Below are 26903 nucleotides of genomic sequence, written 5' to 3'. Positions count from 1 at the left end.
GGAGGCGTACACCGCCATCAGCCGGCTCAGCCCGCCCTCGACCTGCTCGACGTAGACGATGTCCGCCGAGTCGAGACCGGTCTGCGGCCGGGCCGCCCGGGAGTTGTCGATCTTCACGGCGAGTACGCCGTGCTCGGCCGGGGTTGCCGTCGGCGGGTGGGTGGGCGTGGGGACCGTCGCCTGGACCGTGGCCGTCGGGTGCTTCGTGCTCGGCCGGCCGCGTCCGTCCGAGGGCGGGTCCTGCGCTGTCGTGCAGCCCGCCGCGAGCGTGGCCGTCACCGAGACCGCCAGGAGCGCCGCCGCCGTCGCCGTGCGCCGCGAGCGCGCACCTCGTGCTGTGCCCACCGTTGCCACCTGTCCAGTGTTGTCGATGATTGTCCGTTTATCAGCTCGGCGGTGGGTCTACCCTCTCGCTCCCGCCCGGTTGCGCACACTGGGCCGATCGGCTCAGCGGAACGGCCCCTGCGGTTCGGGGGAGGCCGTTCGGGTACCCGGGCGCAGTTCCGGACGCGTACCCACGGCGGAGGGAGCCGGCGCGATGAAGGCAGTGACGTGGCAGGGCAAGCGGGACGTACGGGTGGAGACGGTGCCCGACCCGAAGATCGAGGAACCCACGGACGCCGTCATCCGCGTCACCTCGTCCGGGCTGTGCGGCTCCGACCTGCACCTGTACGAGGTGCTCACCGCGTTCATGACGCCCGGCGACATCCTCGGGCACGAGCCGATCGGCATCGTCGAGGAGGTCGGCGCCGGGGTGATGGACCTGGCGGCCGGCGACCGGGTCGTGGTGCCGTTCCAGATCGCCTGCGGCGACTGCTGGATGTGCCTGAACGGGCTGCCCACCCAGTGCGAGACCACCCAGGTCTCCGGCGAGGGCATGGGCGCCGCCCTGTTCGGCTACACGCGCCTGTACGGCTCGGTGCCCGGCGCCCAGGCCGAGTATCTGCGCGTGCCGCAGGCCCAGTACGGGCCCATCAAGATCCCCGAGGGACCGCCCGACGACCGCTTCGTCTACCTCTCCGACGTGCTGCCGACCGCGTGGCAGGCCGTCGCCTACGCGGACGTCCCGCAGGGCGGCAGCGTCGCCGTGCTCGGACTCGGCCCGATCGGGGACATGGCCTGCCGGGTCGCCCAGGTGCGCGGCGCCGGGCGGGTGTTCGGGGTGGACCTCGTCCCGGACCGGCTGCGCCGGGCCAGGGAACGGGGCGTGGAGACGTTCGACCTGAGCAGCTTCGACAACGAGAAGGAGCTGGTCGCGGCCATCCGCGACCAGACCGACGGACGCGGGCCCGACGCCGTGATCGACGCGGTGGGCACCGAGGCGCACGGCAGCGCGGTCGCCAAGATGGCCCAGCAGGCCACCTCCTGGATGCCGCGCAAGCTGGTCAGCCCGCTCATGGAGCGCTTCAGCGTCGACCGGCTCGCCGCCCTGCACACGGCCATCGAACTGGTCCGGCGCGGCGGCACGCTCTCCCTGGTCGGCGTCTACGGCGGCATGGCCGACCCGATGCCGATGCTCACCCTGTTCGACAAGCAGATCCAGATGCGCATGGGCCAGGCCAACGTGCGCCGGTGGGCCGACGAGATCCTGCCCTACCTCACCGACGACGACCCGCTCGGCGTCGACGACTTCGCCACCCACCGGCTGCCGCTGGACGAGGCGCCGCACGCCTACGAGATGTTCCAGAAGAAGCAGGACGGCGCGGTGAAGATCCTGATGAAGCCGTGAGGCCGGCTCCGCGGGACGGTCGGCGGCCCGGCGGGAAGCCTGGCGGGGCCGGTCAGCCGCCCAGCGAGAAGCCAGCCAGCCTGACGGGGCCGGTCAGCCGCCCAGCGAGAAGACAGCCAGCCTGACGGGGCCGGTCAGCCGCCCAGCACCTCCGCCAGGTCGTAGCGCACCGGCTCCTGCAACTGTGCGTAGGTGCAGCTCTCCGGTGACCGGTCCGGGCGCCAGCGGCGGAAGCGGGCCGTGTGCCGGAAGCGCGCCCCGTGCTCCATGTGGTCGTACGCCACCTCCGCCACCCGCTCGGGCCGCAGCGGCACCCACGACAGGTCCTTCTTGCCGGACCACCGGCTCGGCGCCCCCGGCAGCCGCGCCGTCTCGTGGGCGGCCTCCTGTGACCAGGCCGCCCACGGATGCCCCGAGACGTCGTCCATGCGCAGCGGCTCCAGCTCCTCCACCAGCTCAGCCCGCTTCTTCATCGCGAACGCCGCCGACACGCCCACGTGCTGCAGGGCGCCCTTGTCGTCGTAGAGCCCGAGCAGCAGCGATCCCACGACGGGGCCGGACTTGTGGAAGCGGTAGCCGGCGACGACGACGTCGGCCGTGCGCTCGTGCTTGATCTTGAACATGGCGCGCTCGTCCTGGAGGTAGCGCAGGGTGAGCGGCTTGGCGATCACCCCGTCCAGTCCGGCGCCCTCGAACTCCTCGAACCACCGCTCGGCCACCTCGACGTCCGTGGTCGCCGGCGCCACATGGACCGGGGGAGTCGCCTCGGCGAGCGCTCTGGCCAGCAGTTCCCGGCGGTCGGTCAGCGGTACGTCGGTCAGCGACTCGTCGTCCAGGGCCAGCACGTCGAAGGCCACGAAGGAGGCCGGGGTCCGCTCCGCCAGCATCCGTACCCGGGAGTCGGCGGGGTGGATGCGCTCGGTGAGCGCGTCGAAGTCCAGCCGCCCCTCCAGCGCGATCACGATCTCCCCGTCCAGCACACAGCGCTCGGGCACCCGCTCCTTCAGCGCCGCCACCAGCTCGGGGAAGTACCTGGTGAGCGGCTTGCCGGTGCGGCTGCCCAGCTCGACCTCGTCGCCGTCGCGGAACACGATCGCCCGGAACCCGTCCCACTTGGCCTCGTACTGCATGCCGGGCGGGATCTTCGCGACGGACTTGGCGAGCATCGGCTTCACGGGCGGCATGACGGGCAGGTCCATGCACCGACTGTACGATTTGCCCGCGATGCCTGCCTGGTGCGTATCGCTCGATATGTGTGGCGGTGCGGAGAGCCGTCCCTGCGCGCCGCGTCCGGTATGCGATGTTTGCGGCCTGTGCCTACCGTGGCCGCATGGGTGACGCGGTGGAACTCGAAGCGGGCGGCAGAACCGTACGGCTGTCCAACCCCGACAAGGTCTTCTTCCCGGAGCGCGGCTACACCAAGCTGGACCTCGCCCGCTACTACCAGGCCGTCGGCCCCGGCATCCTGCGCGCCCTGCGCGACCGCCCCACCACGCTGGAGCGCTACCCGGACGGCGTCACCGGCGAGTGGTTCTACCAGAAGCGCGCCCCCAAGAGCATGCCCGACTGGATCCCCACCGCCCACATCACCTTCCCCAGCGGCCGCAGCGCCGACGAGATGTGCCCCACCGAGGAGGCCGCCGTCCTGTGGGCCGCGCAGTACGGCACCCTCACCTTCCACCCCTGGCCGGTGCGCCGCGACGACGTCGACCGCCCCGACGAACTGCGCATCGACCTCGACCCGCAGCCCGGCACCGACTACGACGACGCCGCGCGAGCCGCCGGCGAACTGCGCGCCGTGCTGGACGAGTTCGGCGGGCTGCGCGGCTTCCCCAAGACCTCCGGCGGCCGTGGCCTGCACGTCTTCGTGCCCATCGAACCGCGCTGGACCTTCACCCAGGTGCGCCGCGCCGCGATCGCCGTCGGCCGGGAGATGGAGCGCCGGATGCCGGAGCAGGTGACCATCAAGTGGTGGAAGGAGGAACGCGGCGAGCGGATCTTCATCGACTACAACCAGACCGCCCGCGACCGCACCATCGCCTCCGCCTACTCCGTACGGCCCCGCCCGCACGCCCCCGTCTCCGCGCCCCTGACCTGGGAGGAGGTCGGCGTCGCCCACCCGCGCGACTTCGACATCGTGACGATGCCGGCCCGGTTCGCCGAACTCGGCGACGTCCACGCCGGCATGGACGACCACCGCTTCTCCCTGGAAGCCCTGCTCGACCTGGCCGCCAAGGACGAACGCGACCACGGTCTCGGCGACCTGCCCTACCCGCCCGAGTACCCGAAGATGCCCGGGGAGCCGAAGCGGGTGCAACCGAGCCGCGCCCGCCGGCCCAAGCCCGCGGACGAGTCCGAGAAGCCGTCCTAGCCGCGCGGGCCGGGGATATCCTGGGCCGCACCCGCCGCCGAGGAGCCCCACGTGACCCAGACAGCCCCGCGTCCCACGCTGGAGGCCGTGGCCGCGCGGGCCGGTGTGTCCCGGGCGACGGTGTCCCGGGTCGTCAACGGCGGGGACGGGGTGCGGCCGCACCTCGTGGAGCGGGTCCGCCGCGCCGTCGACGAACTCGGCTACGTCCCCAACCAGGCCGCCCGCAGCCTGGTCACCCGGCGGCACGACGCCGTCGCCGTCGTCATCGCCGAACCCGAGACCCGGGTCTTCACCGACCCCTTCTTCGCCCTCCAGCTGCGCGGCATCAGCCGGGAGCTGACGGCCCACGACAATCAGCTCGTGCTGCTGCTCACCGAGGGCCGCGACGACCACGCCCGCGTCGCCCGGTACCTGGCCGGCGGCCACGTCGACGGCGCGCTCGTCTTCTCCCTGCACCTCGACGACCCGCTGCCCGGGCTGATCCACGACGCCGGTGTGCCGACGGTCTTCGGCGGCCGTCCGGGCTGGCGGGACGGCGACCGCAGCGCCTGCTACGTCGACAGCGACAACCGGGGCGGTGCCCGCGAGGCCGTACGCCACCTGATCGCCCTCGGCCGCGACCGCATCGCCCACATCACCGGCCCGCTCGACCAGACGTCGGCGGCGGACCGGCTGGAGGGCTACCGCGACGCCCTCGCCGAGCCCGACCCGCGCCTGGTCGCCGAGGGCGACTTCACCGCGGCCGGCGGGGAGCGCGCCATGCGTACCCTGCTGCGGCGCTGCCCCGACGTGGACGCCGTCTTCGCCGGCAACGACCTCACCGCGGCCGGCGCCCTGCGCGTGCTGCGCGAGCACGGGCGGCGCGTACCCGACGACGTCGCCGTGATCGGCTTCGACGACATGGTCACCGTCGCCGAGCAGACCGACCCACCGCTGACGACCGTCCGTCAGGACATCGAGGAGATGGGCCGGTTGATGGCCCGCCTGCTGCTGCGCCGCCTGGACCGCGGCGGCGCGCAGGCGTCCGGGGCGGCGACGGACGGTGACACGGTGGTGGACGGTGACGCGGAGGCGAAGGGCGGCACGGTGGACTTGCCGTCCGGCCTGGTGCTGCCCACGACGCTGGTGCGCCGCGCCTCCGCCTAGCCAGGTCTCCTACGGCCGCGCCACCGGCACCGTCACTCCTGCCGCGGCTCGCTCCTGATCACCGCGAACCGTGCCCCGTACGGGTCGGCCAGCCGGGCCATCCGGCCGACGCCCTCCATGTCCATGGCCGGCACCCGGACCGTGCCGCCCATCTCCTGCGTCGTGGTGACGACCGCGTCCACGTCGGGCACCTCGAAGTACGGCAGCCAGTACGGCTCCGTCTCCGACGGGTCGTTCGCCAGGGCGACGATCCCGCCGAACATGGCGTCCTCGCCGCCCTCGGCCGGATTGACGCAGGTGTACGACCCGCCGGGGAAGGGCACCGCCGAGGTCTCCAGGCCCAGGACCGAGTGGTAGAAGGCGGCCGCCGCGGCCTCGTCCGGCGTGTACAGCTCCACCCAGGTCAGCGACCTGCTGTCACCGGCCACGTCGACGCCCTTGGTCCGACCCGGCTGCCAGAGCCCGAACCGGGCGCCCGCCGGGTCGGTGAGGACCGCCATCGTGCCCTCGCCCATCACGTCCATGGGCCGGAACGGCACGCTGCCGTGCGCCTGCTCGGCGGCCTTGACGGTGGCCTCGGCGTCCGCGCACTGGAAGTACACCGTCCAGGCCGGCGGCCCCTGCTCCGGCAGGATCTGCATGCCGCCCGCCACGGTCTTCCCGTCCAGCTGGAAGAAGCCGTAGCCGCCGGCGTCCGGCCCCGCCGACTGGAAGCGCCAGCCGAAGAGGGCGCCGTAGAAGCGTGTGGCGCCCTCGATGTCGGCCGTGCCGACGTCGATCCAGTTCGGGGCGCCATTGACGAAACGGGTGGTGAGCATCGTCGCCCTCCTTCGAAGGTCCCGTTGTCTGCTTGGTCGAGTCTTGCACCGCCCACTGACAATCGCCGCCGCAGCACGCCCGGCCCGCGCGCCGCCGTGCGCCCGACCTGGCGGCGGGGGCATCATCGGGTGGCCGGAGGCCCTCGCCCACGGCGTTGATCCGGCGTTGATCGAACGTTTTCCGCCGCCCGGCACCCTTTCGGCCATGTACACAGACACCATCGACATGCCCGACCTCGCCTGGCAGCAGGAGGCGCTGTGCGCGCAGACCGGAGGCGACTTCTTCTTCCCCGAGCCGGGCAGCTCCGTCCGTGAGGCCAAGCTCATCTGCGGCCTGTGCCCGATCCGCTCCGCCTGCCTGGACTACGCCCTGGAACACGACGAGCGCTTCGGCGTCTGGGGCGGCCTGTCCGAGAAGGAACGGCAGGCCCTGCGCCGGACCGCTCCATGACCGGCCCGGCCGGTTCACCGCCTGTCACACCCCCGTCAGGGGAATCGAAAACCGGTACGGCTCGCGGGGGGCCGTACCGCTAAGATCCTCGGGCGCGTCCGGACGTAGCGCAGAGGCAGGCGCACGCCATGCACCGGCGTACACGCCGGTTCGAATCCGGTCGTCCGGACGCGTCCCAGGTCCCGTAGAGCAGAGGCAGACTCGCCGCCTTGTCAGGGCGGATACGCCGGTTCGAATCCGGCCGGGACCGCGGCGCGGCACGGACACGGGGCGGGAACATGAGCGAGGCGGCCGAGAGGGCCGGGACGGCCGGCACGGTCGAGGCGGCCGACACCGTCGAGGCGGCCGAGACGGTCACCGAGGCGGAGCTGGCGGCCTTCCACCAGGTGGTGGGCAAGCTGCGCGCCCTGCCCGTCGACGACCCGGTGCGGCTGCGGGCCGAGCAGGTCGCCGCCTCCTTCGCCCGCGACGGCCGGCTCCGGCGCCGCAAGGCACGCGGCGAGGAGAAGTCGGCCGCCGACGCCGCCGTCATGGCCGCCACCGCGACCGGCGCCCTGGACCGCCGCGAGGACGCGCCCCTGAGCGCGCCCGGCACCGGCGGCGTCTTCCGCAAGCCGCGCCACTGCTATGTCTGCAAGTCGGCCTATCGACAGGTCGACTCCTTCTACCACCGGCTGTGCCCGGACTGCGCCGCCGACCACACCCGGCGCCGCGCCCTGAGCACCGACCTCACCGGCCGCCGGGCGCTGATCACCGGCGGCCGCGTCAAGATCGGCTTCCAGCTGGCGCTGATGATGCTGCGCGACGGCGCCGAGGTGCTGGTCACCTCCCGCTTCCCGCACGACACCGTGCGCCGCTTCCACACCGCGCCGGGCAGCGAGACCTGGCGGGAGCGCCTGACCGTCCTCGCCGTCGACCTGCGCGACCCCCGGCAGGTCCTCGGGCTGTGCGAGGAGCTGCGGCGGGAGGGCCGGCCGCTGGACGTCCTCGTCAACAACGCCGCCCAGACCGTCCGCCGGCCCCCCGAGTCGTACGCCCTGCTGGCCGGTGCCGAGCACGACGCGCTGCCCGAGGGCGCCCGGCCGGCGCCCGGCTTCACCCCGATGCGCATGCTCACCGGGTCCACCGCCGCGCTGCCCGCCGCCCTGCGCGAGGCCGACGAGGCCGGGCTGCTGCCCGACCCGTCACCGGAGAACTCCTGGTCCGCCCGGCTCGGCGGCCTCGATCCGGCGGAGGTGCTGGAGACCCAGCTCGTCAACGCGCTCGCCCCGGCCCTGCTGTGCGACCGGCTGCTGCCGCTGCTGCTCGCCTCCCCGCACCCGCGCCGCTACATCGTCAACGTCACCGCCGTCGAGGGCCGCTTCGCCGTCCGCAACAAGACCGCCGGACACCCGCACACCAACATGGCCAAGGCCGCGCTCAACATGCTCACCCGCACCAGCGCCACCGAACTCGCCGACCAGGGCGTGCACATGTGCGCCGTCGACACCGGCTGGATCACCGACGAGAACCCCGCCCCCAAGAAGGCCCGCATGGCCGGTGCGGGCTTCCGCACCCCGCTCGACATCGTCGACGGCGCGGCCCGCGTCTACGACCCCATCGTGCGCGGCGAGGCCGGCGACCCGGTGTCGGGCGTCTTCCTCAAGGACTACCAGGAGGCGGCATGGTGACCGAAGACCCCGCGGAAGACGGCGGTTTCGCGGGCGTACCGCACGTCGTGCCGCGCCCCCTCGCCGACCTCGCCCCGCTGCTCGACTGGCTGCGCGCCGGCCGTCCGGCGGGGGAGCGGCTGGACTTCGCCGCGGGCACCGCGCTGCCCGACGGCCGGCTCGACCTGTGCAAGCAGGCGCTCGGCGCGCACGGTGCCGCCCTGGTCGCCGAGGCCCTGGCCGACGGGCCCTCCCCGGTACGGCACCTGCTGCTCGGCACGGACGCCCTCGGCGACGACGGCGCGGCGGCCGTGGCCGAGAAGAGCACCGGCGTCGAGACGCTCTACCTCGGCTGCAACGGCATCACCGCGGGCGGCGCCTGCCGGATCGCCGACAACCTGCGCGCCTCACCCCAGGCCGTCACCGGCGTCTGGCTCAAACGCAACCCGCTGGGCGGCGCCGGTGGCCGGGCTGCCGCCGAACTCCTCGAAGCCGCCCGCACCTTGCGCACCCTCGACCTCGTCCAGACCGGCCTCGACCCGGCCGGCGCCACCGTGCTCGCCGACGCGCTGCTCGCCGCCGCCGGCAACGGGCGCCGCATCGAGCGGCTGTTCGTCGGCGGCAACCCGCTCGGCGAGGCCGGCGCCGAACCGCTCGCCGCGCTGATCGCGGCCGGTGCGCTGGACGAACTGTACGTGTCCGCCGCCCGGTTGGGGGACGCGGGTGCACTGCGGCTGGCCGACGCGCTGGCGCGGGCACCGTACGGGCGGCTCACCCGGCTCTCCGTCGCCAGCAACGGCATCGGCCCGGACGCCGCCGCCCGGCTCGTCACCTCGGCCACCGCCGCCGGGGTCACCCTGCTGGATCTCGGCCGGGTGCGCGCGGCGGCCGTGCTCGGCGCGGCGGACAACCGGCTGGACCTGGCCGCCACCGAGACGATCGCCGCATCCCTCGCCGCCGCCGAGCACCGTCTGACCCGGCTCGTCCTCAGCCACACCGGACTGCGCAGCCGCGAGGCCCACCGCCTCCTCGACGCCGCGCCCCGCGCCGCCACCGCCACGCGTTTCGTCCTCGGCCGGGGCGTGGCCGCCAGCATCAAACGCCGCCTGGACGCCCTGAGCGCCCACGTGCCGCCCCCGGAGGTCCCGGCCGACGTGGCCGCCGTGCGCAGCGTCCACCGCACGGCCCCGCCCCCGGAGGGCGACCCGGGCGTCTAGCCTCTGCGCATCTCCATGAACACCTCCGTCCAGAACCGCTGCTGCTTCTGCGACGCCCCCACCAGATACGTCGCCCGCAGCTTCGCCGGGAGCAGCGCCACCAGGCGGGACACGGCCGCGCGGTGCTTCTTCAGCTGGGACAGCTCCGCGTTGGCGAGGATCTGGTGGACCACGTCGCTGTCGTTGCCGCCCTCCGCCGACTGCTCGGCGTCGCGGCGCAGCCGGGCCTCCCACGCCGCCACGTCACGGGCCAGCTCCCGCAGCCCGGTCACCGGCCGGCCGCCGAGCCGGTCGATCAGGCCGGTGAGCGGCACGGGCGCGTACTCGCCGTCGCCGAGGTAGACCGTCGCCATCTCCAATGGCAGCCCCCGCCGGTGCAGCTTGATCAGCCGCTCCAGCGTGCGCTTGGTGATCCAGGCGCGGCCCTCGTCGTCGATGTCGTGCTTCCACCACTCCAGCACCGTCTCGGCGTCCGCGCCGTACCGGGCGATCAGCCACTCGTTCGCCGGGATGTCCTCCGGGTCCACCTCCAGCGACGCGGTGAAGCGGGACGCCTGGGCGATGTTGTTGCGCGACACCAGCAGCTTGCGGCCCAGGTGGTACGGCGGGTTCTGCACGGCTATCTGCGCCCGCAGATGCTCGATCCGCCGCCCGGCCAGCGACCACTCCTGGGTGATCTCCATCAGCTTGGCGAACGCGGCCCGGTCCTTGGGCCGGTTGTACTCGTCCCACACGATCGCCTTGGGCTCCGGCCCGGTGAACGGCGCGGCCAGCAGGTTGTCCAGGGTGCCGTCCGCCGAGGGCACCGGCGCGCACAGGTCCTCCACGTTGGTCACCGGCAGGGAGAAGTACAGCGGCTCCCGGCCAAGACCCTCCCGCAGCGTCTGGCGCACCACCTCCGTCTTGCCGCAGCCGGGCGGCCCCTGCAGCAGCACCGTCCAGCGGTTGCGCAGCGCGGCCCGCACCACCTGCCGCACCGGGTCCGGGATCCGGGCCGGGTTGGGCACCCCGAGCGCCCCGGCGACGCGGTCGAGGATCTCCGCCGTGCGGTCCGGCCCCGGCCGGCCGTCCGGGCGGGGCTCGGCCAGCCGCAGCCGCGCACCGTCCACCAGCGGCAGACCCCAGCGCAGCGGGAACCCCTCGCGGGCGTTGGCCAGGATGTGGTCCAGCGTGCGCGGCGACAGCAGCTCACGCAGGGCCGGGGAGAGCGACGCCCACAGCGAGAACACCGGACGCAGGTCCCACGGCCGGTACTTGGCGGCCAGATGGCGCCGCCAGGAGGTGTCGTTCGCCGTGATCCGCATCGTCACCATGCGGTCCAGCAGCGCCAGATCCCCGCGCCGCGCCGAGGTCTCCGCGAGCGACTCGTTGTCGGTGAGGAACACGCCCACGCAGCCCAGCGCCCGCAGATCGTGCTCGCCCAGCGTCCAGTTGCAGGCGATCTGCATCAGCTGCGACTGGATGGTGTCACCCGCCTGCAGCGAGTCGTCGATCAGCAGCACGAACGGCCGGCCCGGTTTGAGCCGGCTCATCACCAGCTGGCGCAGCACCAGTTCACCGGTGCGCGGGTCACGCACGGGCGCGTTGACGAGCAGGTCGTCCGGCGTCAGGTTCGCCGCCGGCACGTACACCAGCGCCGTGTCCGGGTGGGCGCGGGCGAGATGCGAGAAGAACGTCGCCGTCTTGCCGATGCCGTGCTCACCGAAGATCTGTCCGGTCTGCCCCAGCTCGATCATCGCGTCGATGAACGTCTCCAGCCTCGACGGCTCATCGGGGCGCGTGCGGCCGGGCGCCGTGGCCGGTGTCCGTTGTCCTGTCCGCAGTGTCATCTAGCGCGATCCTGTCGTGACGCGATGGCAGGCCATCGGCGGGGTGTGCGTCTCGGGCCACTCGCTGCCGCCCTCGGTGATCAGCCAGATCCACCGGTCCGGCTCGGCGGGGGTGATCGGCGGCGCGTATCCGTCGGTGAGCACGACGACCGCGTCCGGGGAGACCTCGCACCGGCGGCCGTCCACCGCCGTCCGGCCCTCCACGTAGTCGGCGACCGCCTGGAAGCTGGTGCCGCCACCGCCGTAGACACGTTCGCCCGGCTTGAACGGCATCACCTCCGCGTCGAAGGACAGCCAGTGCGCCTCGACCCCGTCGATCCGGCCGACCAGTTCGGTCAGCCACCGGATCACGTGATCCGGCATCGAACCGGACGTGTCGTAGGCGATGACCAGCACCTTCTCGCGCACCGGGCCGCGCCGGGCGAGCATCGGGTCCTGGCCGAGCGCCGCGAGCAGGGCGCCCCGCTTCTTGGGGTACACCAGCCGCTCGCCCTCGCGCAGCTTCGAGCCGAGCACGTCGGCCAGCCAGCGCTGCCACCAGTGCACCGTGCCCGTGCGCGCGGTCTCGCCGCGCAGCGCGCCCGCGCCCAGCGTGCCCCAGATCCTCGCCGCCCGCGCCGAGCCGTCCTCGGTGCGGCAGGTCCAGCAGCTCCCGCTCCGCGCCCGGGTGCCCGCGCCGGGCCGCCAGCAGGGAGTTGAGCAGCGCGGAGGAGGTCACCTCGTCGACGGTCACCTGGTCGGCGGGCAGCAGCCCGTCCACCAGATGCGGGCACACCGGCTGCGGGACCGGCGGACGGCACATGCGCTTCAGCTCGCCGTACACCCGCATGTCCGTCTCGGTGAACTCCTCGTACGGCACCGGGTCCCGGCCGTGCTCGGTGAGGTCGGCGACGTACGAGTCGTAGACCTGCCGGGGATCGACCCCCGTCGGCCGGCCCTCGAACAGCGGCAGTTCGTCACGGCCGAGCCGGGCCAGCGCCACGTGGTTGATGGCCACCTCGGCGGCCAGCGTGAACACCGGGTCCGCGCGCAGCTCCGGGTCCGCGAACAGATGGCGGTGCACCAGATGGCGTGCCTCGTGGAACAGGACGAACTTCACGCCGTCCAGGCCGAGTCCGGCGAAGAAGTCCGGGTTGTACAGCAGCAGGCAGGTGCCGTCGCCGCAGGCCACCACGGCCGCCGTGTCGATGGCCGTCGTCGGGATCTGGTGCGGGCACTTCGCGTACAGCCACGACGCCACCGCCGACTGCGTCAGTCCGAAGTCCAGCAGCGCGGCCTCCTTCAGCCGCCGCGCCTCCTCGACCACGTCCGGGTCCGCCGGGCGGTACCGCTCCAGCGCCCGGCGGTCGGCCAGGTCGACGACGAGGGCACGCCCCCGCTCCCCATACGTTCCGTACGCCATGCCAAGCCCCCGTGCCGTGCTTCCCCCGTGCCCCTCCGTGCTTCATTGGTACCAGCCACCACTGACAACGGGCGAAGGCATTACGCTGCCTCGCAAGGCGGGGCCGTAGCGCAGAGGCAGGCGCGCTGGTCTCCAAAACCGGAACACGCTGGTTCGAATCCAGCCGCCCCGCCCCTTTTTGCGTACGCGTCAGGCGATGGCGCCCGCCGTCATCACCAGCTCGGGCGTGGTGCCGTGGAACGTCTCGACCAGCTGAGCCAGCACCGCCCAGGCCTCCTCGCGTCGGCCCAGATGGTCCCGGACGAGCGGACGCAGGGCGTCCTCGGCGGCACGGCTGCGGTTCGGGAAGGCGGCGTGGCCCAGGGACAGCAGGTCGAGGACGTGCACGGCGGGGCCTTCGGCCAGGGCGTAGTCGGCTGGTGAGTCGAACACCCCGGCCTGGCGCAGCCGGTGGGTGAACTTGGGGTGGCTGCCGAACCGGGCGCGCAGAGTGGGCGGGCAGTCCGGGCGCACGGACAGGGCCCAGCGGGCGTAACCGGGCAGCGCGCGTTCGGCGTCCGCCTCGGCGACGGTCCGCCAGTCGTCCCGGGTCAGCACCATCGACGCGGCCGCGCGCGCCGTGCCCATCGCGGTGGCGAGGCGCAGGGCGCCGACGAGGCCGTGGCGTACGTAGCTGTCGGGTACCTCGGGCTCCTGGCCGGCCAGGGACTCGGGCGCCGGCCTCGGCTCCGTGCGGCCGGGGCCGAACGGGACACCCCGGCAGACGGCCCGGCGCAGGCCGATGTCGGTGAGGTACCGCCACACCATGGAGGTCAGGCGCGGATCGTCCTCCTCCAGGATCCACAGCGCCACGGAGGCCGGCAGCCGCCCGGCCCACAGCCAGGGCCGGGCCAGCCGCTGGCGTATCGCCTCCGGGTGCTCGGCGCCGGGCAGGTCGATCCGGGCCCGGACCCGCTCGACGGTCTCCTCGTTGGCCAGCCCGAGAAGAAACCCGACCGCCCGCGCCGCTCTGCCGTTGTCCATCATGTCGCGCATGATGCCGCAGGCCAGGGCCGTTGCGCACGACCAATTCCCCACCCCGGCCGGCGCCCACCATCGACTCGGCAATCCCGAGGCGGGTCGGTGAGCGGGCCTGGCGGCCTTGCGACCGCCGAGCCCGCCTCGGGGTCCACGGCCACCGCGCCCACCGCCAGCGCTCAGCCCCGGCTCCCCTGACCGAACCCCCGGAACCGAAGCCCCGGTTCCGGCGCCCTCCGTCAGTGCTCAGCCCCGGCTGCCCGGGCCGAACCCCGGCACCAAAGCCCAGGCTCCGGTGCCCCGGCCCCGGCGCCCTTCGCAGCCCCGCTCCCCGGACCGAACCCCCGGAACCGAAGCCCCGGCCCCCTTCGTCAGCGCTCAGCCCCGGCTTCCCGGACCGAACCCCGGGAAACGAGGCCCCGGCCCCGGCCCCCCTCGTCAGCGCTCAGCCCCGGCTTCCCGGACCGAACCCCACAACCGCGCCCCGGCCCAGGCACGCATCGTCGCCCCCGTTCCGGCGCTGCCGTTCGCCTGGGCGGCGCGTTCGGGGCAGGGGCGACTGCCGTCCGCTCAGGCCCCCGCTCGCGCCGCCATCCGGGCGCGGCGGGCCGCCAGCTTCTCGTCGAACTTCGTGGCCTCGGCGTCCAGGCCGCCCATGTACAGGCCCAGCTCCTCCTGTGCCTGCCGGCCCTCGGGGCCGAGGCCGTCGATCTCCATGATCTTCAGGAAGCGCAGCACCGGCTGCAGCACGTCGTCGTGGTGGATGCGCACGTTGTACACGCCGCCGATCGCCATCTGCGCCGCGGCCCGCTCGAAGCCGGGGATGCCGTGGCCGGGCATGCGGAAGTTGACGACGACGTCCCGGACCGCCTGCATGGTCAGGTCGGGGGCGATCTCGAACGCGGCCTTCAGCAGGTTGCGGTAGAAGACCATGTGCAGGTTCTCGTCGGTCGCGATGCGCGCCAGCATGCGGTCGCACACCGGGTCACCGGACTGGTGGCCGGTGTTGCGGTGCGAGATGCGGGTGGCCAGCTCCTGGAAGGCGACGTAGGCGACCGAGTGCAGCATGGAGTGCCGGTTGTCGGACTCGAAGCCCTCGCTCATGTGCGCCATGCGGAACTGCTCCAGCTTGTCCGGGTCGACCGCGCGCGAGGCGAGCAGGTAGTCCCGCATCACGATGCCGTGCCGGCCCTCCTCGGCCGTCCAGCGGTGCACCCAGGTGCCCCACGCGCCGTCCCGGCCGAACAGCGTGGCGATCTCGTGGTGGTAGCTCGGCAGGTTGTCCTCGGTCAGGAGGTTCACCACGAGGGCGATCCGGCCGATCTCGGTGACCTTGGACTGCTCCTTGTCCCAGGCCTCGCCGTCCTCGAAGAAGCCGGGGAAGTTACGGCCGTCGCTCCACGGCACGTACTCGTGCGGCATCCAGTCCTTGGCTATCTTCAGGTGCCGGTTCAGCTCCTGCTCGACCACTTCCTCCAGTGCGTACAGCAGCCGGGCGTCGGTCCAGACGGCGGGACTGCCGAGGTGAGGAGAGGCGATCGTCACGAAAAACTCCAGGGGGGACGTCAACGGAGCGGAAGGGCCCGGCGGTGCGGCACCGGAACCCGGAACCTACGGGATCGTAGGCTACGAGTCCGTAGGTTACGAATCCGTAGGTTAAGAACTCCGTAAAGATCGCTGATCAGCACCCGTGGGCCAGACCGGCCGGGAAAACACCACGGCCCCGGAATCCGCAGATCCGGGGCCCAAAAGGGTGAGGCGGCCACCCGTCAGGCGTACAGCTCCCGCAGCCGCACCGAGAGGCACGTCACACATCCCTCCAGCTTCTCGAACTCGCTGATGTCCACCGCGACCACCTCGAAACCGAGGTCGGTGAGCAGCTCCGCGGTGCGCGGCGCGCTCGCCGCCATGAGCAGCTTGGCGCCGCCGAGCAGCACCACGTGCGCGCCCGACTCCTCCGGCACCGACAGGAACCGCGGGAACAGCGCGGGACGGTCCACCTTCGGGATGTGCCCGATCACCGTGCCGTCCGGCAGCGCGGTCACCGCCGACTTCAGATGCAGCACCTTGGTCACGGGAACGGCCACCACGCGCGCGCCCAGCGGCTCGAAGGCGGCCCGCAGCTGCTGCACCCCGGCCGCGTTGGTGCGCCCGCCCCGGCCGACGTAGATCGTGTCGTCGATCTTGAGCACATCGCCGCCGTCCAGGGTGCCCGGCGCCCAGATCCAGTTCACCGAGCAGCCCAGCGCCGCCACGGCCTCCTCGACCCCGGCGGTCTCCGCCCGCCGGGACTCCGCACCGGGGCGCGTGATCAGCGCGACGTTCTTGTACATGACCACCGTGTCCTCCACGAACACGGAGTCCGGGCAGTCGTCGGCCGGCTCCACCTCGATCGTCTCCCAGTCGTGCGCGCGCAGGGCGGCGACGTAGGCCTCCCACTGCTCGACGGCCAGGCCGACGTCGACCCGCTCCCGCGCGATGTGCGTCACCAGACCTTCGGCGAGGCGCGGGCTGGGGCGGCGGACGAGGGCCTTCTTGCTGGGCACGAGCGTGGTCTCCGTATCGGCGGGGTGGTTCTGCGGGGCCATGATGCGACACCGGTCCGCCATGATGCAGGGCGGGGCGACCTCGGCGAAACCCAGGGTGGGACGGGGTTACGAGGGCGTAACCCCGTCACCGGCGTTCCGCTCCGCCCGTCGCGTGTCGCAGGTGCCGCGCCGTGGCCGAGTCCGGGTGGGCGAGCAGCTGCCGCGGCGTGCCCTCGAACACCACCCGTCCACCGTCCCGGCCCCCGTCCGGCCCCAGGTCGATCACCCAGTCGGCGTGCGCCACCACGTCCAGGTGGTGCTCGACGACCACGACCGTGTTGCCGCCGTCCACCAGCCGGTCCAGCAGCGCCAGCAGGCCGTCGACGTCCGCCAGGTGCAGCCCGGTCGTGGGCTCGTCCAGCACGTACACCGCGCCCGTCCGGTGCAGCCGGGTGGCGAGCTTCAGCCGCTGCCGCTCGCCGCCGGACAGCGTGGACAGCGGCTGCCCGAGCGCCAGGTAGGTCAGGCCGACGTCCCGCAGGGCGCGCAGCCGCCGCCGCAGGGCGCCGTCGGTGAAGAAGCCGAGCGCCTGCTCGGCCGTCATCTCCAGCACGTCGGCGATCGAGCGCCCGTCCACCGTCAGCCGCAGCACCTCGTCGCGGAACCGCCGTCCCGCGCAGGCGTGGCAGGTGGTCGTCACCGGGTCCATGAACGCGAGGTCGGTGTACAGCACCCCGCGGCCCTCGCACGCCGGGCAGGCGCCCGCGGAGTTGAAGCTGAACAGCCCCGGCTCGCCGCCCGTCGCGCGCGCGAAGATCCGCCGTACCGTGTCCATGATCCCCAGGTAGGTCGCCGGCGTGGACCGCGCGGAGATCCCGATGGACGACTGGTCGACCACCACGGCCTCCGGGTGGGCGGCGGTGAACTCCGCGACCAGGGTCGACTTCCCCGACCCGGCGACCCCGGTGACCGCGGTGAGCACCCCGGCCGGGAACCGCACCGTCACCTCCCGCAGGTTGTGCCGGCGCGCGCCCTTCACCCACAGTCCGCCGCTCGCCCGCCGCACCTGACGCTTCAGCGCCGTACGGCGGCGCAGACAGCGCCCGGTCGCCGTGTCGGAGGCGGCCAGGGCCCGCGGCGGCCCCTCGAAGACGACCCGCCCGCCGTCGGCGCCGGCCCCGGGTCCCATGTCGACGACGTGGTCGGCCAGCGCGATGACGTCCCGGTCGTGCTCGACGACCAGCACGGTGTTGCCCTTGTCGCGCAGCCGCAGCAGCAGGTCGCCGAGGCGGTGGACGTCGCGCGGGTGCAGCCCGACGCTGGGCTCGTCGAAGATGTACGTCATCCCGGTGAGGCTGGAGCCCAGGTGCCGCACGGTCTTGAGCCGCTGGCCCTCGCCCCCGGACAGCGTGGAGGTCTCCCGGTCGAGGCTGAGATAGCCCAGGCCGATGGCCTCGATGCGCTCCAGCGCCGTCACGGCGGCCCGCGCGATGGGCGCGGCGAGGGGATCGTCGTCCAGCTCCTTCAGTACGGCGATGAGGTCGGTGACCTGCATCCGGGTGCAGTCGGCGATGGACCGGCCGCGGATCCGGGTGGCCAGCGCGGCCTCGTTCAGCCGGGCGCCCGCGCAGCGCGGGCAGGTGTCCTCGGTCAGGAAGCGCTCCACCGTCTCGCGGGTGCGCGCGCTGAGCGCGGACAGGTCCCGGTTGAGGTACAGCCGCTCGAACCGGTCGGCCAGCCCCTCGTAGTCGATGGCGCGCGATCCTCCGGTGTTGCCGACGTGCACGCGCGTGCCGCGCCCGCGCAGCAGGAACTCCCGCTCGGCGTCGGTGAACTCGCCGACCGGCTTGTGCACGTCGAGGTCCGGGGTGTTGGTGTAGGTCTGCCCCTGCCAGGTGCCCACGGCGAACGGCGGGAAGAGGATCGCGCCGCCCGCGAGGGAGCGGGCCGGGTCCAGGATGCGGTCCCAGTCGGGCCGTACCGTGCGGCCCAGCCCGTCGCACCCGGGGCACATGCCCGACGGGTCGTTGAAGGAGTACGCCGTCGCCTCGCCCGCGCTCGGGGTGCCGCACCGGGAGAACAGCACCCGGATCACCGAGTAGACGTCGGTCATCGTGCCGACGGTGGAGCGGGAGTGGCCGCCGACCGGCCGCTGGTCGACCACGATGGCGGGGGAGAGGTCCTCCATGGCGTCCGCGTGCGGGCGTTCGTACTTCGGCAGCCGGTTGCGCACGAACCATGTGTACGTCTCGTTCAGCTGGCGCTGCGACTCGACGGCGATCGTGTCGAAGACGACGGACGACTTCCCCGAGCCCGAGAGGCCGGTGAACACGGTCAGCCGGCCTTTCGGGATGCGGAGGGTGACGTCCTTGAGGTTGTTCTCCCTGGCTCCGGTGAGGGTGATGAACTCGCGCATACGCCCGACGCTAGGCGGGATACCCGACAGCTTCTGGCGTGATTTCCTTCAGCTCTCCGTCGAGCAGCAGCCAGCGCGTGATGCCGATCGACTCCAGGAACGGCAGGTCGTGGCTGGCCACGATCAGCGCGCCCTCGTACGACTCCAGCGCCGTGGTGAGCTGCTTCACGCTCGCCATGTCGAGGTTGTTCGTCGGCTCGTCCAGCATCAGCAGCTGCGGGGCGGGCTCGGCGAGCATCAGCGCGGCCAGGGCCGCCCGGAACCGCTCGCCGCCGGAGAGCGTGGCCGCCTTCTGGTCGGCGCGGGCGCCCCGGAACAGGAAGCGGGCGAGCCGGGCCCGGATCCGGTTGTTGGTGGCGCCCGGCGCGAACCGGGCCACGTTCTGCGCGACGGTCAGCTCGCCGTCCAGCACGTCGAGCCGCTGCGGCAGGAAGCGCAGCGGGACGTGCGCCGTCGCCTCGCCCGCCACCGGCGCCAGCTCGCCGGCGATCGTGCGCAGCAGCGTCGTCTTGCCCGCGCCGTTGCGCCCGATCAGCGCGATCCGCTCCGGACCGTACAGGTCGAAGCCGCCCTCGACGCGCGCGCCGTGGGCCAGCTCCAGCTCCCGCAGGGTGAGCACGCCGCGCCCGGCCGGGACGGCCGTGTGCGGCAGGTCGACGCGGATCTCGTCGTCGTCCCGAACCGCCTCCGCCGCCTCGTCGAGCCGCTCCCTGGCCTCGGCGAGCTTCTCCTCGTGCAGGATGCGGTGCTTGCCCGCGGACTCCTGCGCCGCGCGCTTGCGCGCCCCCATGACGATCTTCGGCTCGCGTTTCTGGTCCCACATCTTCTGCCCGTACCGCTTGCGGCGGGCCAGCTTGACCTGGGCGTCGGTCAGTTCGCGCTTCTGCCTGCGCAGATCGGCCTCCGCCACGCGCACCATGCGCTCGGCGGCCTCCTGCTCGACGGCGAGCGCCTCCTCGTAGGCGGAGAAGTTCCCGCCGTACCAGGTGATCTCCCCGCCGCGCAGGTCGGCGATCTGGTCGACCCGCTCCAGCAGTTCACGGTCGTGACTGACCACGACCAGCACGCCCGGCCAGGACTCCACCGCCTGGTACAGCCGCCGGCGCGCGTACAGGTCGAGGTTGTTGGTGGGCTCGTCCAGCAGCAGCACGTCCGGGCGGCGCAGCAGCAGCGCGGCCAGCCGCAGCAGCACCGACTCGCCGCCGGACACCTCGCCGACGGTGCGGTCCAACGACAGGTCACCGAGGCCGAGTTCGCCGAGCGTGGCCAGGGCGCGCTCCTCCACGTCCCAGTCGTCGCCGACGGTCTCGAAGTGTTCCTCGGAGGCGTCGCCGCCCTCGATGGCGTGCAGCGCGGCCCGCTGCGCGGCGATGCCGAGCGCCTCGTCGACGCGCAGCGCGGTGTCGAGCGTGACGTTCTGCGGCAGGTAGCCGATCTCGCCGGCCACCCGTACGACGCCGTCGGCGGGCTCCAGCTCCCCGGCGATCAGCTTCAACAGGGTTGATTTCCCGGACCCGTTGACGCCGACGAGTCCGGTGCGCCCGGGGCCGAAGGCGGCGTCGAAGCCGTCGAGGACGACCGTGCCGTCGGGCCAGGCGAAGGAAAGGGAGGTGCAGGTGAGGTTCACTGACATGGGGCCTCGCGGTTGCTCGTATACGAAGAAGCGGGGGCAAACGCGTATCGAGACACCGCGGGACGGCAACCGGTGAGGGTCCGCAAAGGCACCAACGGGAAAGGCCCCGTGCCGGGGGACGGCTCGTATGCCGAGGTCGCACGCTACGCACACCTCTGATGGGTGTGACGCGGTGTCTCAGGACCTCAGACGAGCAACGTCCTTCTCCAATCGACGGCAACAGGACCGCTGTACAGCGTAGGAAGGGCGTTCAGGGCTGTCAACGCATTAACGACGAGCCGACGGCCGACGAGCCGGCGCATCGACGGGCGGCCGGCGCCCACGCGTGCGTGCCGCCCTAGCAGGCGTCCCGCATCAGCTCCGCCAGGCCGTGGTCCAGGTCGAGCTGGAGATGCTCCAGGCCCACCGGCACCAGCTCGCTCGTGGCCCGCAGGAAGCGCTGTATCTCACCGGTGCGGACGTGCACGACGGCGGTGCCCTCGGGAGCGTGGAACTCCAGGACCGTCCGGTCGAACCCGTACGGCCGCACCCGGACGTCACCGTGGCCCTGCGGGCTCTCCAGACCGGCCGTGAGCAGCTCCCGGGCGAAGGTCCAGCAGACCTCCACGCCCTCCAGGGTGGCCGGCGCGGGGAAGGTCATACGGACCGCGAACGGGTCCCGGCGGTCGTAGTGCAGCGTGGCGGGGATGTTCGGCATCCGGGGCGCGGCGGCGACGAGACGCGCCTGAACGGGCTGCTCGATGACGTTGGACAACGCCTTGCTCCCTTGTGACGGCTGGACGGATGAGGAGTGGATGGGGCCGGTCACTTCTCAAGACGTCGGAACCGGCCGATCCGTGCACACACAAGTCGAGTGACCTCTGTCACCGCATTCATGCACGGCGGTCGCGCCGGGCTTCTGACGCGTCGTGGCCGGAACTTGGCGGCGTGCGGCCGTCTGGACGGCGCCTGGGCGGTGGGCTAGCTTCGCCCGCCATGAGGAGCATGGGGCGAGGGAGACGCAGGCGTCGCGCGATGGCGACGGGGATGCTGTGCGGGGCGCTGCTGGCCGCCTCGGCCGCCTTGGCCGCCGCACCGGCACAGGCGCACGACGTCGTACCGGCACAGGCGCACGAGGCCCCACCGGCACAGGCGCACGACAGCCGGTCGGCTCCGGCTCCCGCGCCCCGCCTCGGGCACTCCGCGCCGCACTGGGCCCTCAAGGACACCGGTGCGCCCGCCGTGCGCTTCCGCGGGCTGGCCGCCGTCGACCGGGACACCGCGTGGGTGGCGGGCACCCGGGGGACCGTGCTGCGCACCACCGACGGCGGTGCCCACTGGCACAGCGTCTCTCCTCCCGGCGCCGGCGAGCTGCAGTTCCGGGACGTCGAGGCGTTCGACACGCGCCGCGCCGTGGTGCTCGCCATCGGCGAGGGCGAGGCGTCCCGGGTCTACCGCACCGAGGACGGCGGGGCCACCTGGACGGAGTCCTTCCGCAACACCGACCCGAAGGCGTTCTACGACTGCCTGGCCTTCTTCGACCACCGGCACGGCCTGGCGATGAGCGACCCGGTCGACGGGCGGTTCCGCATCCTCTCGACGAGCGACGGCGGCCGCTCCTGGACGGTGCTGCCGGCCCGCGGCATGCCCGCCGCCCTCGACGGCGAGGCGGGCTTCGCGGCGAGCGGCCAGTGCCTGGTCACCGCCGGACCCAAGGACGTCTGGCTGGCCACCGGAGGCGGCGCCCACGCGCGCGTGCTGCACTCCGCCGACCGCGGCCTGACCTGGACGGCCGCCGAGGTGCCGATCCCGGCCGGCGACCCCGCCCGCGGCGTCTTCGCGCTCGCCTTCCGCGACCGCGCCCACGGCCTCGCCGTCGGCGGCGACTACCGCCCCGACCAGCCCTCGTCGCTCGCGGCCGCGGTGAGCGCCGACGGCGGCCGCACCTGGCGGCCGGCCGCCGAGCCGCCGCCGGCCTACCGCTCCGGTGCGGCCTGGCTCCCGCACAGCCGCACCGCCGCCCTCGCCGTCGGTCCCACGGGCACCGACCTGACCACGGACGGCGGGCGCACCTGGCGCACCCTCGACACCGGTTCCTACGACACCGTGGACTGCACGGCGGACCTGGCCTGTTGGGCCGCGGGCGAGCAGGGCCGTGTGGCCCGCATGGAGCCCTGAAACGGGCCACGGGGGGCGGATTCAGGTCCAATGGGGGTACTCGGGGACCGCATCCGGAAGGGAAGTGAACGAACATGCCACGCGGTTCCAGCCCCAAGCGGGAACGCCAGTACGAACACATCAAGGAGAGCGCCGAAGAGCGGGGCGCGAGCGCCGGGCGGGCCAAGGAGATGGCCGCACGGACCGTCAACAAGGAACGCGCCCGCTCCGGCGAGTCCAAGACCGCGAGCCGCAGCTCCACCAAGGGACCGTCGCCCTCCAAGCGGGGCGGCCAGCGGTCCGGCAAGGGCTCCCAGAGCCAGGGCTCCCAGGGGCAGACCTACGACCAGCTGTACGAGGAGGCCAAGCGCCGGGACATCCACGGCCGTTCGAACATGAACAAGAGCGAGCTGCAGCGCGCCCTCGGCAAGTGAGCGGGACCGACTAGCCGAGGGTCTCGCGGTGGCGCTCCAGCTCCGGCGCCGTCTTGGTGGCGATGAACTCGGTGATGCGGTACTCGCAGACGCCCGCGGCGACGAAGGGGTCGCTCGCGGCGATCGCCTCGATCCGCGCGCGATCCCCCGCGACGGCGATGATCACCCCGCCGTCGCGGGGTTCCTTGCGTCCGGAGGCCAGGAAGTGCCCCTGGGCGTACTGCTCGTCCAGCCAGACGACATGGTCCTTCAGCACGGCGTCGACGGCGTCGAGCGGGGCGGTGTAGATCAGCTCCATCACGAACATGATCGAGAGCCTACGCCGCGGTGCCGGGGCCCCGTTAGGCTCAAGGTCATCATGACGACCGTACGCGTTCCCGCGGGCTGGCCCGCGACCGAGGAAGAGGCCCTGGCCGTCCAGGACGAACTGCGGGCCCGCGTGGTGCTCGACGAGCCCGGCCCCGCCCCCGGCACCGGGCACGTGACCGGCGTCGACGTGGCCTACGACGACGAACGCGACGTCGTCGCGGCGGCGGCCGTCGTGCTGGACGCCGCGAGCCTCGACGTGGTCGCCGAGGCCACCGCCGTCGGCCAGGTCTCCTTCCCGTACGTGCCCGGGCTGCTCGCCTTCCGCGAGATACCGACCGTGCTGGCCGTCCTGGACGCCCTGCCCTGCCCGCCCGGCCTGGTCGTCTGCGACGGCTACGGCCTCGCCCATCCCCGCCGCTTCGGGCTCGCCAGCCACCTCGGCGTGCTCACCGGGCTGCCCACCATCGGCGTCGCCAAGAACCCGTTCACCTTCGCCTACGACGAGCCGGACGCCCCGCGCGGCTCCTCCTCCCCGCTCCTCGCGGGCGACGAGGAGGTCGGCAGGGCGCTGCGCACCAGGGACGGCGTCAAGCCGGTGTTCGTGTCCGTGGGCCACCGGGTGAGCCTGGCCGGCGCCTGCGCCCACACGCTGGCGCTGACGCCGGCCTACCGGCTGCCGGAGACCACCCGCCGGGCCGACGGGCTGTGCCGCCGCGCGCTTCAGGAGGCGACGACCCGCCAGGCGCCCACCTCCTTGTAGTCCGAGTCGTAGACCGCCGACCCGTCGCCGTCCCGCAGCGGGTAGTGGTGCAGGTTGCCGGCCCAGTACCGCAGGATCCGGCCCAGTTCACGGGCCTTGTCCTCGGCGCTCGCCGCCTCGTCCAGGGTGATGTCCAGAAGGAACTTCATGCCGTCCATCGTTTCATTGACGTCCCCTGTGAGACTTCCGCCGACGGTCCGGAGGTCAGGGCCGCCGTGTGGCCGGCAGAAGTCTCAAAGCACGGTCCATCCGAGCGCCCGCACTGAGTGTCCGTGCCGAGTGCCGACACTGAGTACCCGCACTGAGTACCCGCACTGAGTACCCGTACGGATGTGCCGCGGGCCGCCGGCCGGAAGGCTGTGCCGTATGACGACACACCGCGCACCCAAGCCCCTCGCCGACCCCGCCCGGCCCGTCGAGCGTGCCGTGAACGTCGCGCTCGTCCTCGCCGTGCTCGCCGGGCTGGCCTGGATCTGCGGGATGGTCTACACGCTGGTGGCCTGGCCGATGTAGGGCTCCGCAGGCGGCAGGGCGGTCCTCAGCGCCGCGCCGCGACCCGGAAGACGATCCCGGCGGCCCGCAGCCGCTCGGTCAGCGCCTCGCCCATCGCCACCGCCGTGGTGACCTGCCCGGACGTCGGCGGCAGGTCGTCGAAGGCCAGCGACAGGGCCGCCTCCGCGAAGATCTTCGCCGTCTCGCCGTAGCCGGGGTCGCCACCGGACACCTCGGTGAAGACGCGCCGGCCGCCGCCCTCGCCGACGAACCGCACCCGGAACCAGCTGCGCGCCCGCTTCTCGGCGCTCGGACCGTCGCCCGGCCGCAGCCGGTCCGACAACCAGCGCCGCACCGGCGGCACTTGGGCGGCCGCCGCCACCGCGCCCACGGCCGCCACACCGCCGGCCGCGACCGGCAGCCGGCGCACGGCCGCGAAGTGGCGGTAGCGGAAGTCGGGGCCGTAGCGGTCCAGGGTCCGCGCCGAGCGCTGCACGACCTGCGGGTCGATGGTGGGCAGCGGCAGCGCCCAGGCGCCGACCTCGGGCGCGTAGTGCGGCGTGCCGAGCGGGGCGGTGGCCCGGCGGCCCACCAGCCGCGGCTCGTGCCGCGCCCGGTCCCGGGCCGCGGCCAGCATCTGCCGCCCGCGCGCGAACTGGCCCAGCGCCGAGGCGAGCGTCCCGCCGGAGAAGGCCGCGTCGACGGACACGAAGCCGTCCACGGTCAGCGGGACGTCCGGCGGCAGCTGCCCCACCGTGAACAGCGCGCCCAGGTCGTGCGGCACCGAGTCGAATCCGCACGCGTGCACCAGGCGCGCGCCCGTCTCACGCGCGCGTGCGTCGTGCCGGACGTACATCAGGTCCACGAACTCCGGCTCGCCCGTGAGGTCGAGGTAGTCGGCGCCGGTGTCCGCGCAGGCGGCGACGAGCTGCTCGCCGTAGCGGATGTACGGGCCGACCGTCGTCGCCACGACCCGCGCGTGCTCGGCGAGTTCCCGCAGCGAGGCGGGCTCGGCCACGTCGGCCCGCAGCACGCCGATCCGCTCCCCGCCGGGCAGCCGCTCGCGCAGTCGCTCCAGACGCGCCGTGTCCCGTCCCGCCACGGCCCAGCGCAGGTCGTCGGGGGCGTGCGCGGCCAGGTACTCCGCGGTGAGCGTCCCGACGAAGCCGGTGGCTCCGAACAGCACGATGTCGTACGGACGGTCCGTCCTTTTCAGCCTGCTCATGACACCCCTCGGTTCGTTCGGCCGCGCCGCTGTCGGTGGCCGAGGCTAGCGTGAGGTGTGCGTGAGCCGACGACGAGGCCGGAGGTGGCGGATGGCGGTGGCCGAAACCGCTCTGCGGAAATGGGAGAGAGTGCGGGGATTCGCCCCCGCCCTGTCGCGCCGAGTGCGGGAATTCGCCCCAGCCCTGCAGCGCGGGGGATTCGCCCTCGCCCTGTCGTGCCACCGCGCCCAGGCGACTCGTGGCCGAGTCGGACGGCGGGTGAAGGCTGCCCCGCCCATAATTGGCTAAGCGCTTGCTCGCCCGGGTCTTGTGCCCGGTGGAACACGTTCTTAGCATCACTGGTGTTACATCGGTTGTGTCACAGCGAGGGGGCTGGATGACCACGGCACCGACGACGTCCGGGCACGGGCCGCTGACGGGCGTGCGCGTGGTGGAGCTGGCCGGCATCGGCCCCGGCCCGTTCGCCGCCATGCTGCTGGCCGACCTCGGTGCCGACGTGGTGCGCGTCGACCGCCCCGGCGGCCCGGGCCTCGCCGTCGACCCGGCGTACGACGTCACCAACCGCAACAAGCGCTCCGTGGTGATCGACCTGAAGTCCGCCGACGGCGCCGAGCGCGTCCTCGCCCTGGCCGCCCGCGCCGACGTCCTGATCGAGGGCTACCGCCCCGGCGTCGCCGAACGCCTCGGCGTCGGCCCCGACGCGTGCCACGCCCGCAACCCGAAGCTGGTCTACGGCCGTATGACCGGCTGGGGCCAGGAGGGCCCGCTCGCCCACCGCGCCGGTCACGACATCGGCTACATCGCCGTCACCGGCACCCTCGGCATGATCGGCAGCCCCGACCAGCCGCCCCCGCCCCCGGTCAACCTGCTCGGCGACTACGCCGGAGGCTCCCTCTACCTGGTCGTCGGCCTCCTCGCGGCACTGCACCACGCGCGCGCGTGCGGCACCGGGCAGGTCGTCGACGCCGCGATCGTCGACGGCACCGCCCATCTGTCGGCGATGATCCACGGCATGCTCGCGGCCGGCGGCTGGCAGGACCGGCGCGGCGCCAACCTCCTCGACGGGGGTTGCCCCTTCTACGGCACCTACGAGACCGCCGACGGACGGTACATGGCCGTCGGCGCGCTGGAGCCGCAGTTCTACGACACCTTCGTGGACCTGCTCGGCATCGACGGCGAGGTCCCGGCCCGGCACGACGTCGCCCGCTGGGGCGAGCTGCGCGAGGCGGTCGCCGCCCGCTTCAAGGCCCGTACCCGGGACGAGTGGACGGCCGTCTTCGAGGGCTCCGACGCCTGTGTGGCCCCCGTGCTCTCGCTCGGCGAGGCCCCGCGCCACCCCC

The 26903-nt window shown here is 73.3% G+C and carries 24 protein-coding genes, 3 tRNA genes and 1 pseudogene; 14 read left to right on the top strand and 14 right to left on the bottom strand.

Annotation, left to right across the window (positions count from 1 at the left end):
* Positions 1-345 (bottom strand): DUF3048 domain-containing protein (locus C3489_RS33545; RefSeq protein ID WP_181139944.1); only part of this gene is annotated, 345 nt, incomplete at its 3' end.
* Between the two features lie 193 nt (positions 346-538).
* Between C3489_RS33545 and C3489_RS33540 the strand changes: the two genes are divergently transcribed.
* Positions 539-1729: a zinc-dependent alcohol dehydrogenase gene (locus tag C3489_RS33540; protein ID WP_103785895.1), complete on the top strand. Its 1191-nt coding sequence runs from the start codon at positions 539-541 to the stop codon at positions 1727-1729.
* 134 nt (positions 1730-1863) lie between these two features.
* Here the strand turns inward: C3489_RS33540 and C3489_RS33535 are convergent, their stop codons facing one another.
* Positions 1864-2928, bottom strand: a complete 1065-nt coding sequence (locus C3489_RS33535; RefSeq protein ID WP_103785894.1) for an ATP-dependent DNA ligase — start codon at positions 2926-2928, stop codon at positions 1864-1866.
* Between the two features lie 131 nt (positions 2929-3059).
* Here C3489_RS33535 and ligD point away from each other — a divergent pair, with 131 nt between their 5' ends.
* Together ligD and C3489_RS33525 are read left to right on the top strand one after the other, a co-directional pair.
* Positions 3060-4100 (top strand): non-homologous end-joining DNA ligase, encoded by a 1041-nt coding sequence (gene ligD / locus C3489_RS33530; RefSeq protein ID WP_103785893.1) that lies wholly within the window; start codon positions 3060-3062, stop codon positions 4098-4100.
* 51 nt (positions 4101-4151) lie between these two features.
* The gene (locus C3489_RS33525) at positions 4152-5246 is read left to right on the top strand and encodes a LacI family DNA-binding transcriptional regulator (protein WP_103785892.1); all 1095 of its coding nucleotides are present in this window, start codon (positions 4152-4154) and stop codon (positions 5244-5246) included.
* Positions 5247-5278: 32 nt separating this feature from the next.
* Here C3489_RS33525 and C3489_RS33520 read toward each other — a convergent pair whose 3' ends face one another.
* Positions 5279-6064 carry a VOC family protein gene (locus C3489_RS33520; protein WP_103785891.1) on the bottom strand — a complete coding sequence of 262 codons (786 nt, stop codon included), beginning with the start codon at positions 6062-6064 and terminating at the stop codon, positions 5279-5281.
* A gap of 205 nt (positions 6065-6269) precedes the next feature.
* Here C3489_RS33520 and C3489_RS33515 point away from each other — a divergent pair, with 205 nt between their 5' ends.
* The 5 genes from C3489_RS33515 (at position 6270) to C3489_RS33495 (ending at position 9381) form a co-directional block, all read left to right on the top strand.
* Positions 6270-6515 (top strand): WhiB family transcriptional regulator, encoded by a 246-nt coding sequence (locus C3489_RS33515; protein ID WP_181139943.1) that lies wholly within the window; start codon positions 6270-6272, stop codon positions 6513-6515.
* Positions 6516-6613: 98 nt separating this feature from the next.
* Positions 6614-6684: transfer RNA gene (locus C3489_RS33510), tRNA-Cys, on the top strand.
* A gap of 9 nt (positions 6685-6693) precedes the next feature.
* A tRNA-Asp gene (locus C3489_RS33505) sits at positions 6694-6765 on the top strand.
* A gap of 28 nt (positions 6766-6793) precedes the next feature.
* A complete protein-coding gene (locus tag C3489_RS33500) occupies positions 6794-8185 on the top strand; it encodes an SDR family NAD(P)-dependent oxidoreductase (protein WP_103785889.1) in 1392 nt (463 codons plus the stop codon).
* Entirely contained in the window at positions 8179-9381 is a 1203-nt protein-coding gene (locus tag C3489_RS33495; RefSeq protein WP_103785888.1) for a ribonuclease inhibitor, read from the top strand. The genes C3489_RS33500 and C3489_RS33495 overlap by 7 nt, the downstream gene beginning before the upstream one ends.
* Here C3489_RS33495 and C3489_RS33490 read toward each other — a convergent pair.
* Positions 9378-11210: an AAA family ATPase gene (locus tag C3489_RS33490; protein WP_103785887.1), complete on the bottom strand. Its 1833-nt coding sequence runs from the start codon at positions 11208-11210 to the stop codon at positions 9378-9380. The genes C3489_RS33495 and C3489_RS33490 overlap by 4 nt on opposite strands.
* Positions 11211-12612 (bottom strand): annotated as a pseudogene (locus tag C3489_RS33485) (hypothetical protein).
* 97 nt (positions 12613-12709) lie between these two features.
* Here C3489_RS33485 and C3489_RS33480 point away from each other — a divergent pair.
* Positions 12710-12785 (top strand) — tRNA-Trp (locus tag C3489_RS33480).
* 16 nt (positions 12786-12801) lie between these two features.
* Here C3489_RS33480 and C3489_RS33475 read toward each other — a convergent pair.
* The 6 genes from C3489_RS33475 to C3489_RS33450 all read right to left on the bottom strand — a co-directional run bounded on the left by C3489_RS33475 (position 12802) and on the right by C3489_RS33450 (position 20960).
* Positions 12802-13647, bottom strand: coding sequence for a hypothetical protein (locus tag C3489_RS33475; RefSeq protein WP_103785886.1), 846 nt, complete (start codon positions 13645-13647; stop codon positions 12802-12804).
* A 552-nt stretch (positions 13648-14199) separates the two neighbouring features.
* On the bottom strand, positions 14200-15174 hold the full coding sequence (locus C3489_RS33470; RefSeq protein ID WP_103785885.1) for an acyl-ACP desaturase: 975 nt from the start codon (positions 15172-15174) through the stop codon (positions 14200-14202).
* A gap of 224 nt (positions 15175-15398) precedes the next feature.
* A complete protein-coding gene (gene ddaH, locus C3489_RS33465) occupies positions 15399-16175 on the bottom strand; it encodes a dimethylargininase (protein WP_103785897.1) in 777 nt (258 codons plus the stop codon).
* 127 nt (positions 16176-16302) lie between these two features.
* Positions 16303-18573 carry an excinuclease ABC subunit UvrA gene (locus C3489_RS33460; RefSeq protein ID WP_103785884.1) on the bottom strand — a complete coding sequence of 757 codons (2271 nt, stop codon included), beginning with the start codon at positions 18571-18573 and terminating at the stop codon, positions 16303-16305.
* 10 nt (positions 18574-18583) lie between these two features.
* On the bottom strand, positions 18584-20206 hold the full coding sequence (locus tag C3489_RS33455; RefSeq protein WP_103785883.1) for an ABC-F family ATP-binding cassette domain-containing protein: 1623 nt from the start codon (positions 20204-20206) through the stop codon (positions 18584-18586).
* Positions 20207-20543: 337 nt separating this feature from the next.
* Positions 20544-20960: an SsgA family sporulation/cell division regulator gene (locus C3489_RS33450; RefSeq protein WP_103785882.1), complete on the bottom strand. Its 417-nt coding sequence runs from the start codon at positions 20958-20960 to the stop codon at positions 20544-20546.
* A 260-nt stretch (positions 20961-21220) separates the two neighbouring features.
* Here C3489_RS33450 and C3489_RS33445 point away from each other — a divergent pair, with 260 nt between their 5' ends.
* Both C3489_RS33445 and C3489_RS33440 read left to right on the top strand, forming a co-directional pair.
* The gene (locus C3489_RS33445; RefSeq protein ID WP_103785881.1) at positions 21221-22363 is read left to right on the top strand and encodes an oxidoreductase; all 1143 of its coding nucleotides are present in this window, start codon (positions 21221-21223) and stop codon (positions 22361-22363) included.
* A 74-nt stretch (positions 22364-22437) separates the two neighbouring features.
* A complete protein-coding gene (locus C3489_RS33440) occupies positions 22438-22776 on the top strand; it encodes a plasmid stabilization protein (RefSeq protein WP_103785880.1) in 339 nt (112 codons plus the stop codon).
* 10 nt (positions 22777-22786) lie between these two features.
* On the opposite strand, the gene C3489_RS33435 is transcribed toward C3489_RS33440, so the two are convergent.
* A complete protein-coding gene (locus tag C3489_RS33435; RefSeq protein ID WP_103785879.1) occupies positions 22787-23083 on the bottom strand; it encodes a YciI family protein in 297 nt (98 codons plus the stop codon).
* A 51-nt stretch (positions 23084-23134) separates the two neighbouring features.
* Here C3489_RS33435 and C3489_RS33430 point away from each other — a divergent pair, with 51 nt between their 5' ends.
* On the top strand, positions 23135-23845 hold the full coding sequence (locus C3489_RS33430) for an endonuclease V (protein WP_103785878.1): 711 nt from the start codon (positions 23135-23137) through the stop codon (positions 23843-23845).
* Here C3489_RS33430 and C3489_RS33425 read toward each other — a convergent pair.
* The gene (locus C3489_RS33425) at positions 23806-23994 is read right to left on the bottom strand and encodes a hypothetical protein (RefSeq protein WP_103785896.1); all 189 of its coding nucleotides are present in this window, start codon (positions 23992-23994) and stop codon (positions 23806-23808) included. The two genes, C3489_RS33430 and C3489_RS33425, sit on opposite strands and share 40 nt — an antisense overlap.
* A gap of 217 nt (positions 23995-24211) precedes the next feature.
* Between C3489_RS33425 and mmpA the strand changes: the two genes are divergently transcribed.
* Positions 24212-24358: a morphogenic membrane protein MmpA gene (mmpA, locus tag C3489_RS33420; RefSeq protein WP_181139942.1), complete on the top strand. Its 147-nt coding sequence runs from the start codon at positions 24212-24214 to the stop codon at positions 24356-24358.
* A gap of 25 nt (positions 24359-24383) precedes the next feature.
* Here mmpA and C3489_RS33415 read toward each other — a convergent pair whose 3' ends face one another.
* Positions 24384-25562 carry a trans-acting enoyl reductase family protein gene (locus tag C3489_RS33415; RefSeq protein ID WP_103785876.1) on the bottom strand — a complete coding sequence of 393 codons (1179 nt, stop codon included), beginning with the start codon at positions 25560-25562 and terminating at the stop codon, positions 24384-24386.
* Positions 25563-25939: 377 nt separating this feature from the next.
* On the opposite strand from C3489_RS33415, the gene C3489_RS33410 reads away from it, so the two are divergent.
* A partial coding sequence (locus C3489_RS33410; protein ID WP_103785875.1) for a CaiB/BaiF CoA-transferase family protein occupies positions 25940-26903 on the top strand: 964 nt, incomplete at its 3' end.

The sequence above is a fragment of the Streptomyces sp. Ru71 genome, from assembly GCF_002920535.1.
GTDB lineage: Bacteria > Actinomycetota > Actinomycetes > Streptomycetales > Streptomycetaceae > Streptomyces.
This window is presented reverse-complemented; position numbering and strand designations above follow the sequence as displayed.

What these genes read in the sequence shown, in the direction of transcription:
- C3489_RS33520 (WP_103785891.1), bottom strand. Translation starts at nt 6,064, where the DNA reads ATGCTCACCACCCGTTTCGTCAATGGCGCCCCGAACTGGATCGACGTC.
- C3489_RS33475 (WP_103785886.1), bottom strand. Translation starts at nt 13,647, where the DNA reads ATGCGCGACATGATGGACAACGGCAGAGCGGCGCGGGCGGTCGGGTTT.
- C3489_RS33460 (WP_103785884.1), bottom strand. Translation starts at nt 18,573, where the DNA reads ATGCGCGAGTTCATCACCCTCACCGGAGCCAGGGAGAACAACCTCAAG.
- C3489_RS33425 (WP_103785896.1), bottom strand. Translation starts at nt 23,994, where the DNA reads ATGAAGTTCCTTCTGGACATCACCCTGGACGAGGCGGCGAGCGCCGAG.
- C3489_RS33440 (WP_103785880.1), top strand. Translation starts at nt 22,438, where the DNA reads ATGCCACGCGGTTCCAGCCCCAAGCGGGAACGCCAGTACGAACACATC.
- C3489_RS33415 (WP_103785876.1), bottom strand. Translation starts at nt 25,562, where the DNA reads ATGAGCAGGCTGAAAAGGACGGACCGTCCGTACGACATCGTGCTGTTC.
- C3489_RS33455 (WP_103785883.1), bottom strand. Translation starts at nt 20,206, where the DNA reads ATGTCAGTGAACCTCACCTGCACCTCCCTTTCCTTCGCCTGGCCCGAC.
- C3489_RS33435 (WP_103785879.1), bottom strand. Translation starts at nt 23,083, where the DNA reads ATGTTCGTGATGGAGCTGATCTACACCGCCCCGCTCGACGCCGTCGAC.
- C3489_RS33445 (WP_103785881.1), top strand. Translation starts at nt 21,221, where the DNA reads ATGGCGACGGGGATGCTGTGCGGGGCGCTGCTGGCCGCCTCGGCCGCC.
- C3489_RS33500 (WP_103785889.1), top strand. Translation starts at nt 6,794, where the DNA reads ATGAGCGAGGCGGCCGAGAGGGCCGGGACGGCCGGCACGGTCGAGGCG.
- C3489_RS33495 (WP_103785888.1), top strand. Translation starts at nt 8,179, where the DNA reads ATGGTGACCGAAGACCCCGCGGAAGACGGCGGTTTCGCGGGCGTACCG.
- C3489_RS33430 (WP_103785878.1), top strand. Translation starts at nt 23,135, where the DNA reads ATGACGACCGTACGCGTTCCCGCGGGCTGGCCCGCGACCGAGGAAGAG.
- ligD (WP_103785893.1), top strand. Translation starts at nt 3,060, where the DNA reads ATGGGTGACGCGGTGGAACTCGAAGCGGGCGGCAGAACCGTACGGCTG.
- C3489_RS33515 (WP_181139943.1), top strand. Translation starts at nt 6,270, where the DNA reads ATGTACACAGACACCATCGACATGCCCGACCTCGCCTGGCAGCAGGAG.
- C3489_RS33535 (WP_103785894.1), bottom strand. Translation starts at nt 2,928, where the DNA reads ATGGACCTGCCCGTCATGCCGCCCGTGAAGCCGATGCTCGCCAAGTCC.
- mmpA (WP_181139942.1), top strand. Translation starts at nt 24,212, where the DNA reads ATGACGACACACCGCGCACCCAAGCCCCTCGCCGACCCCGCCCGGCCC.
- C3489_RS33490 (WP_103785887.1), bottom strand. Translation starts at nt 11,210, where the DNA reads ATGACACTGCGGACAGGACAACGGACACCGGCCACGGCGCCCGGCCGC.
- C3489_RS33540 (WP_103785895.1), top strand. Translation starts at nt 539, where the DNA reads ATGAAGGCAGTGACGTGGCAGGGCAAGCGGGACGTACGGGTGGAGACG.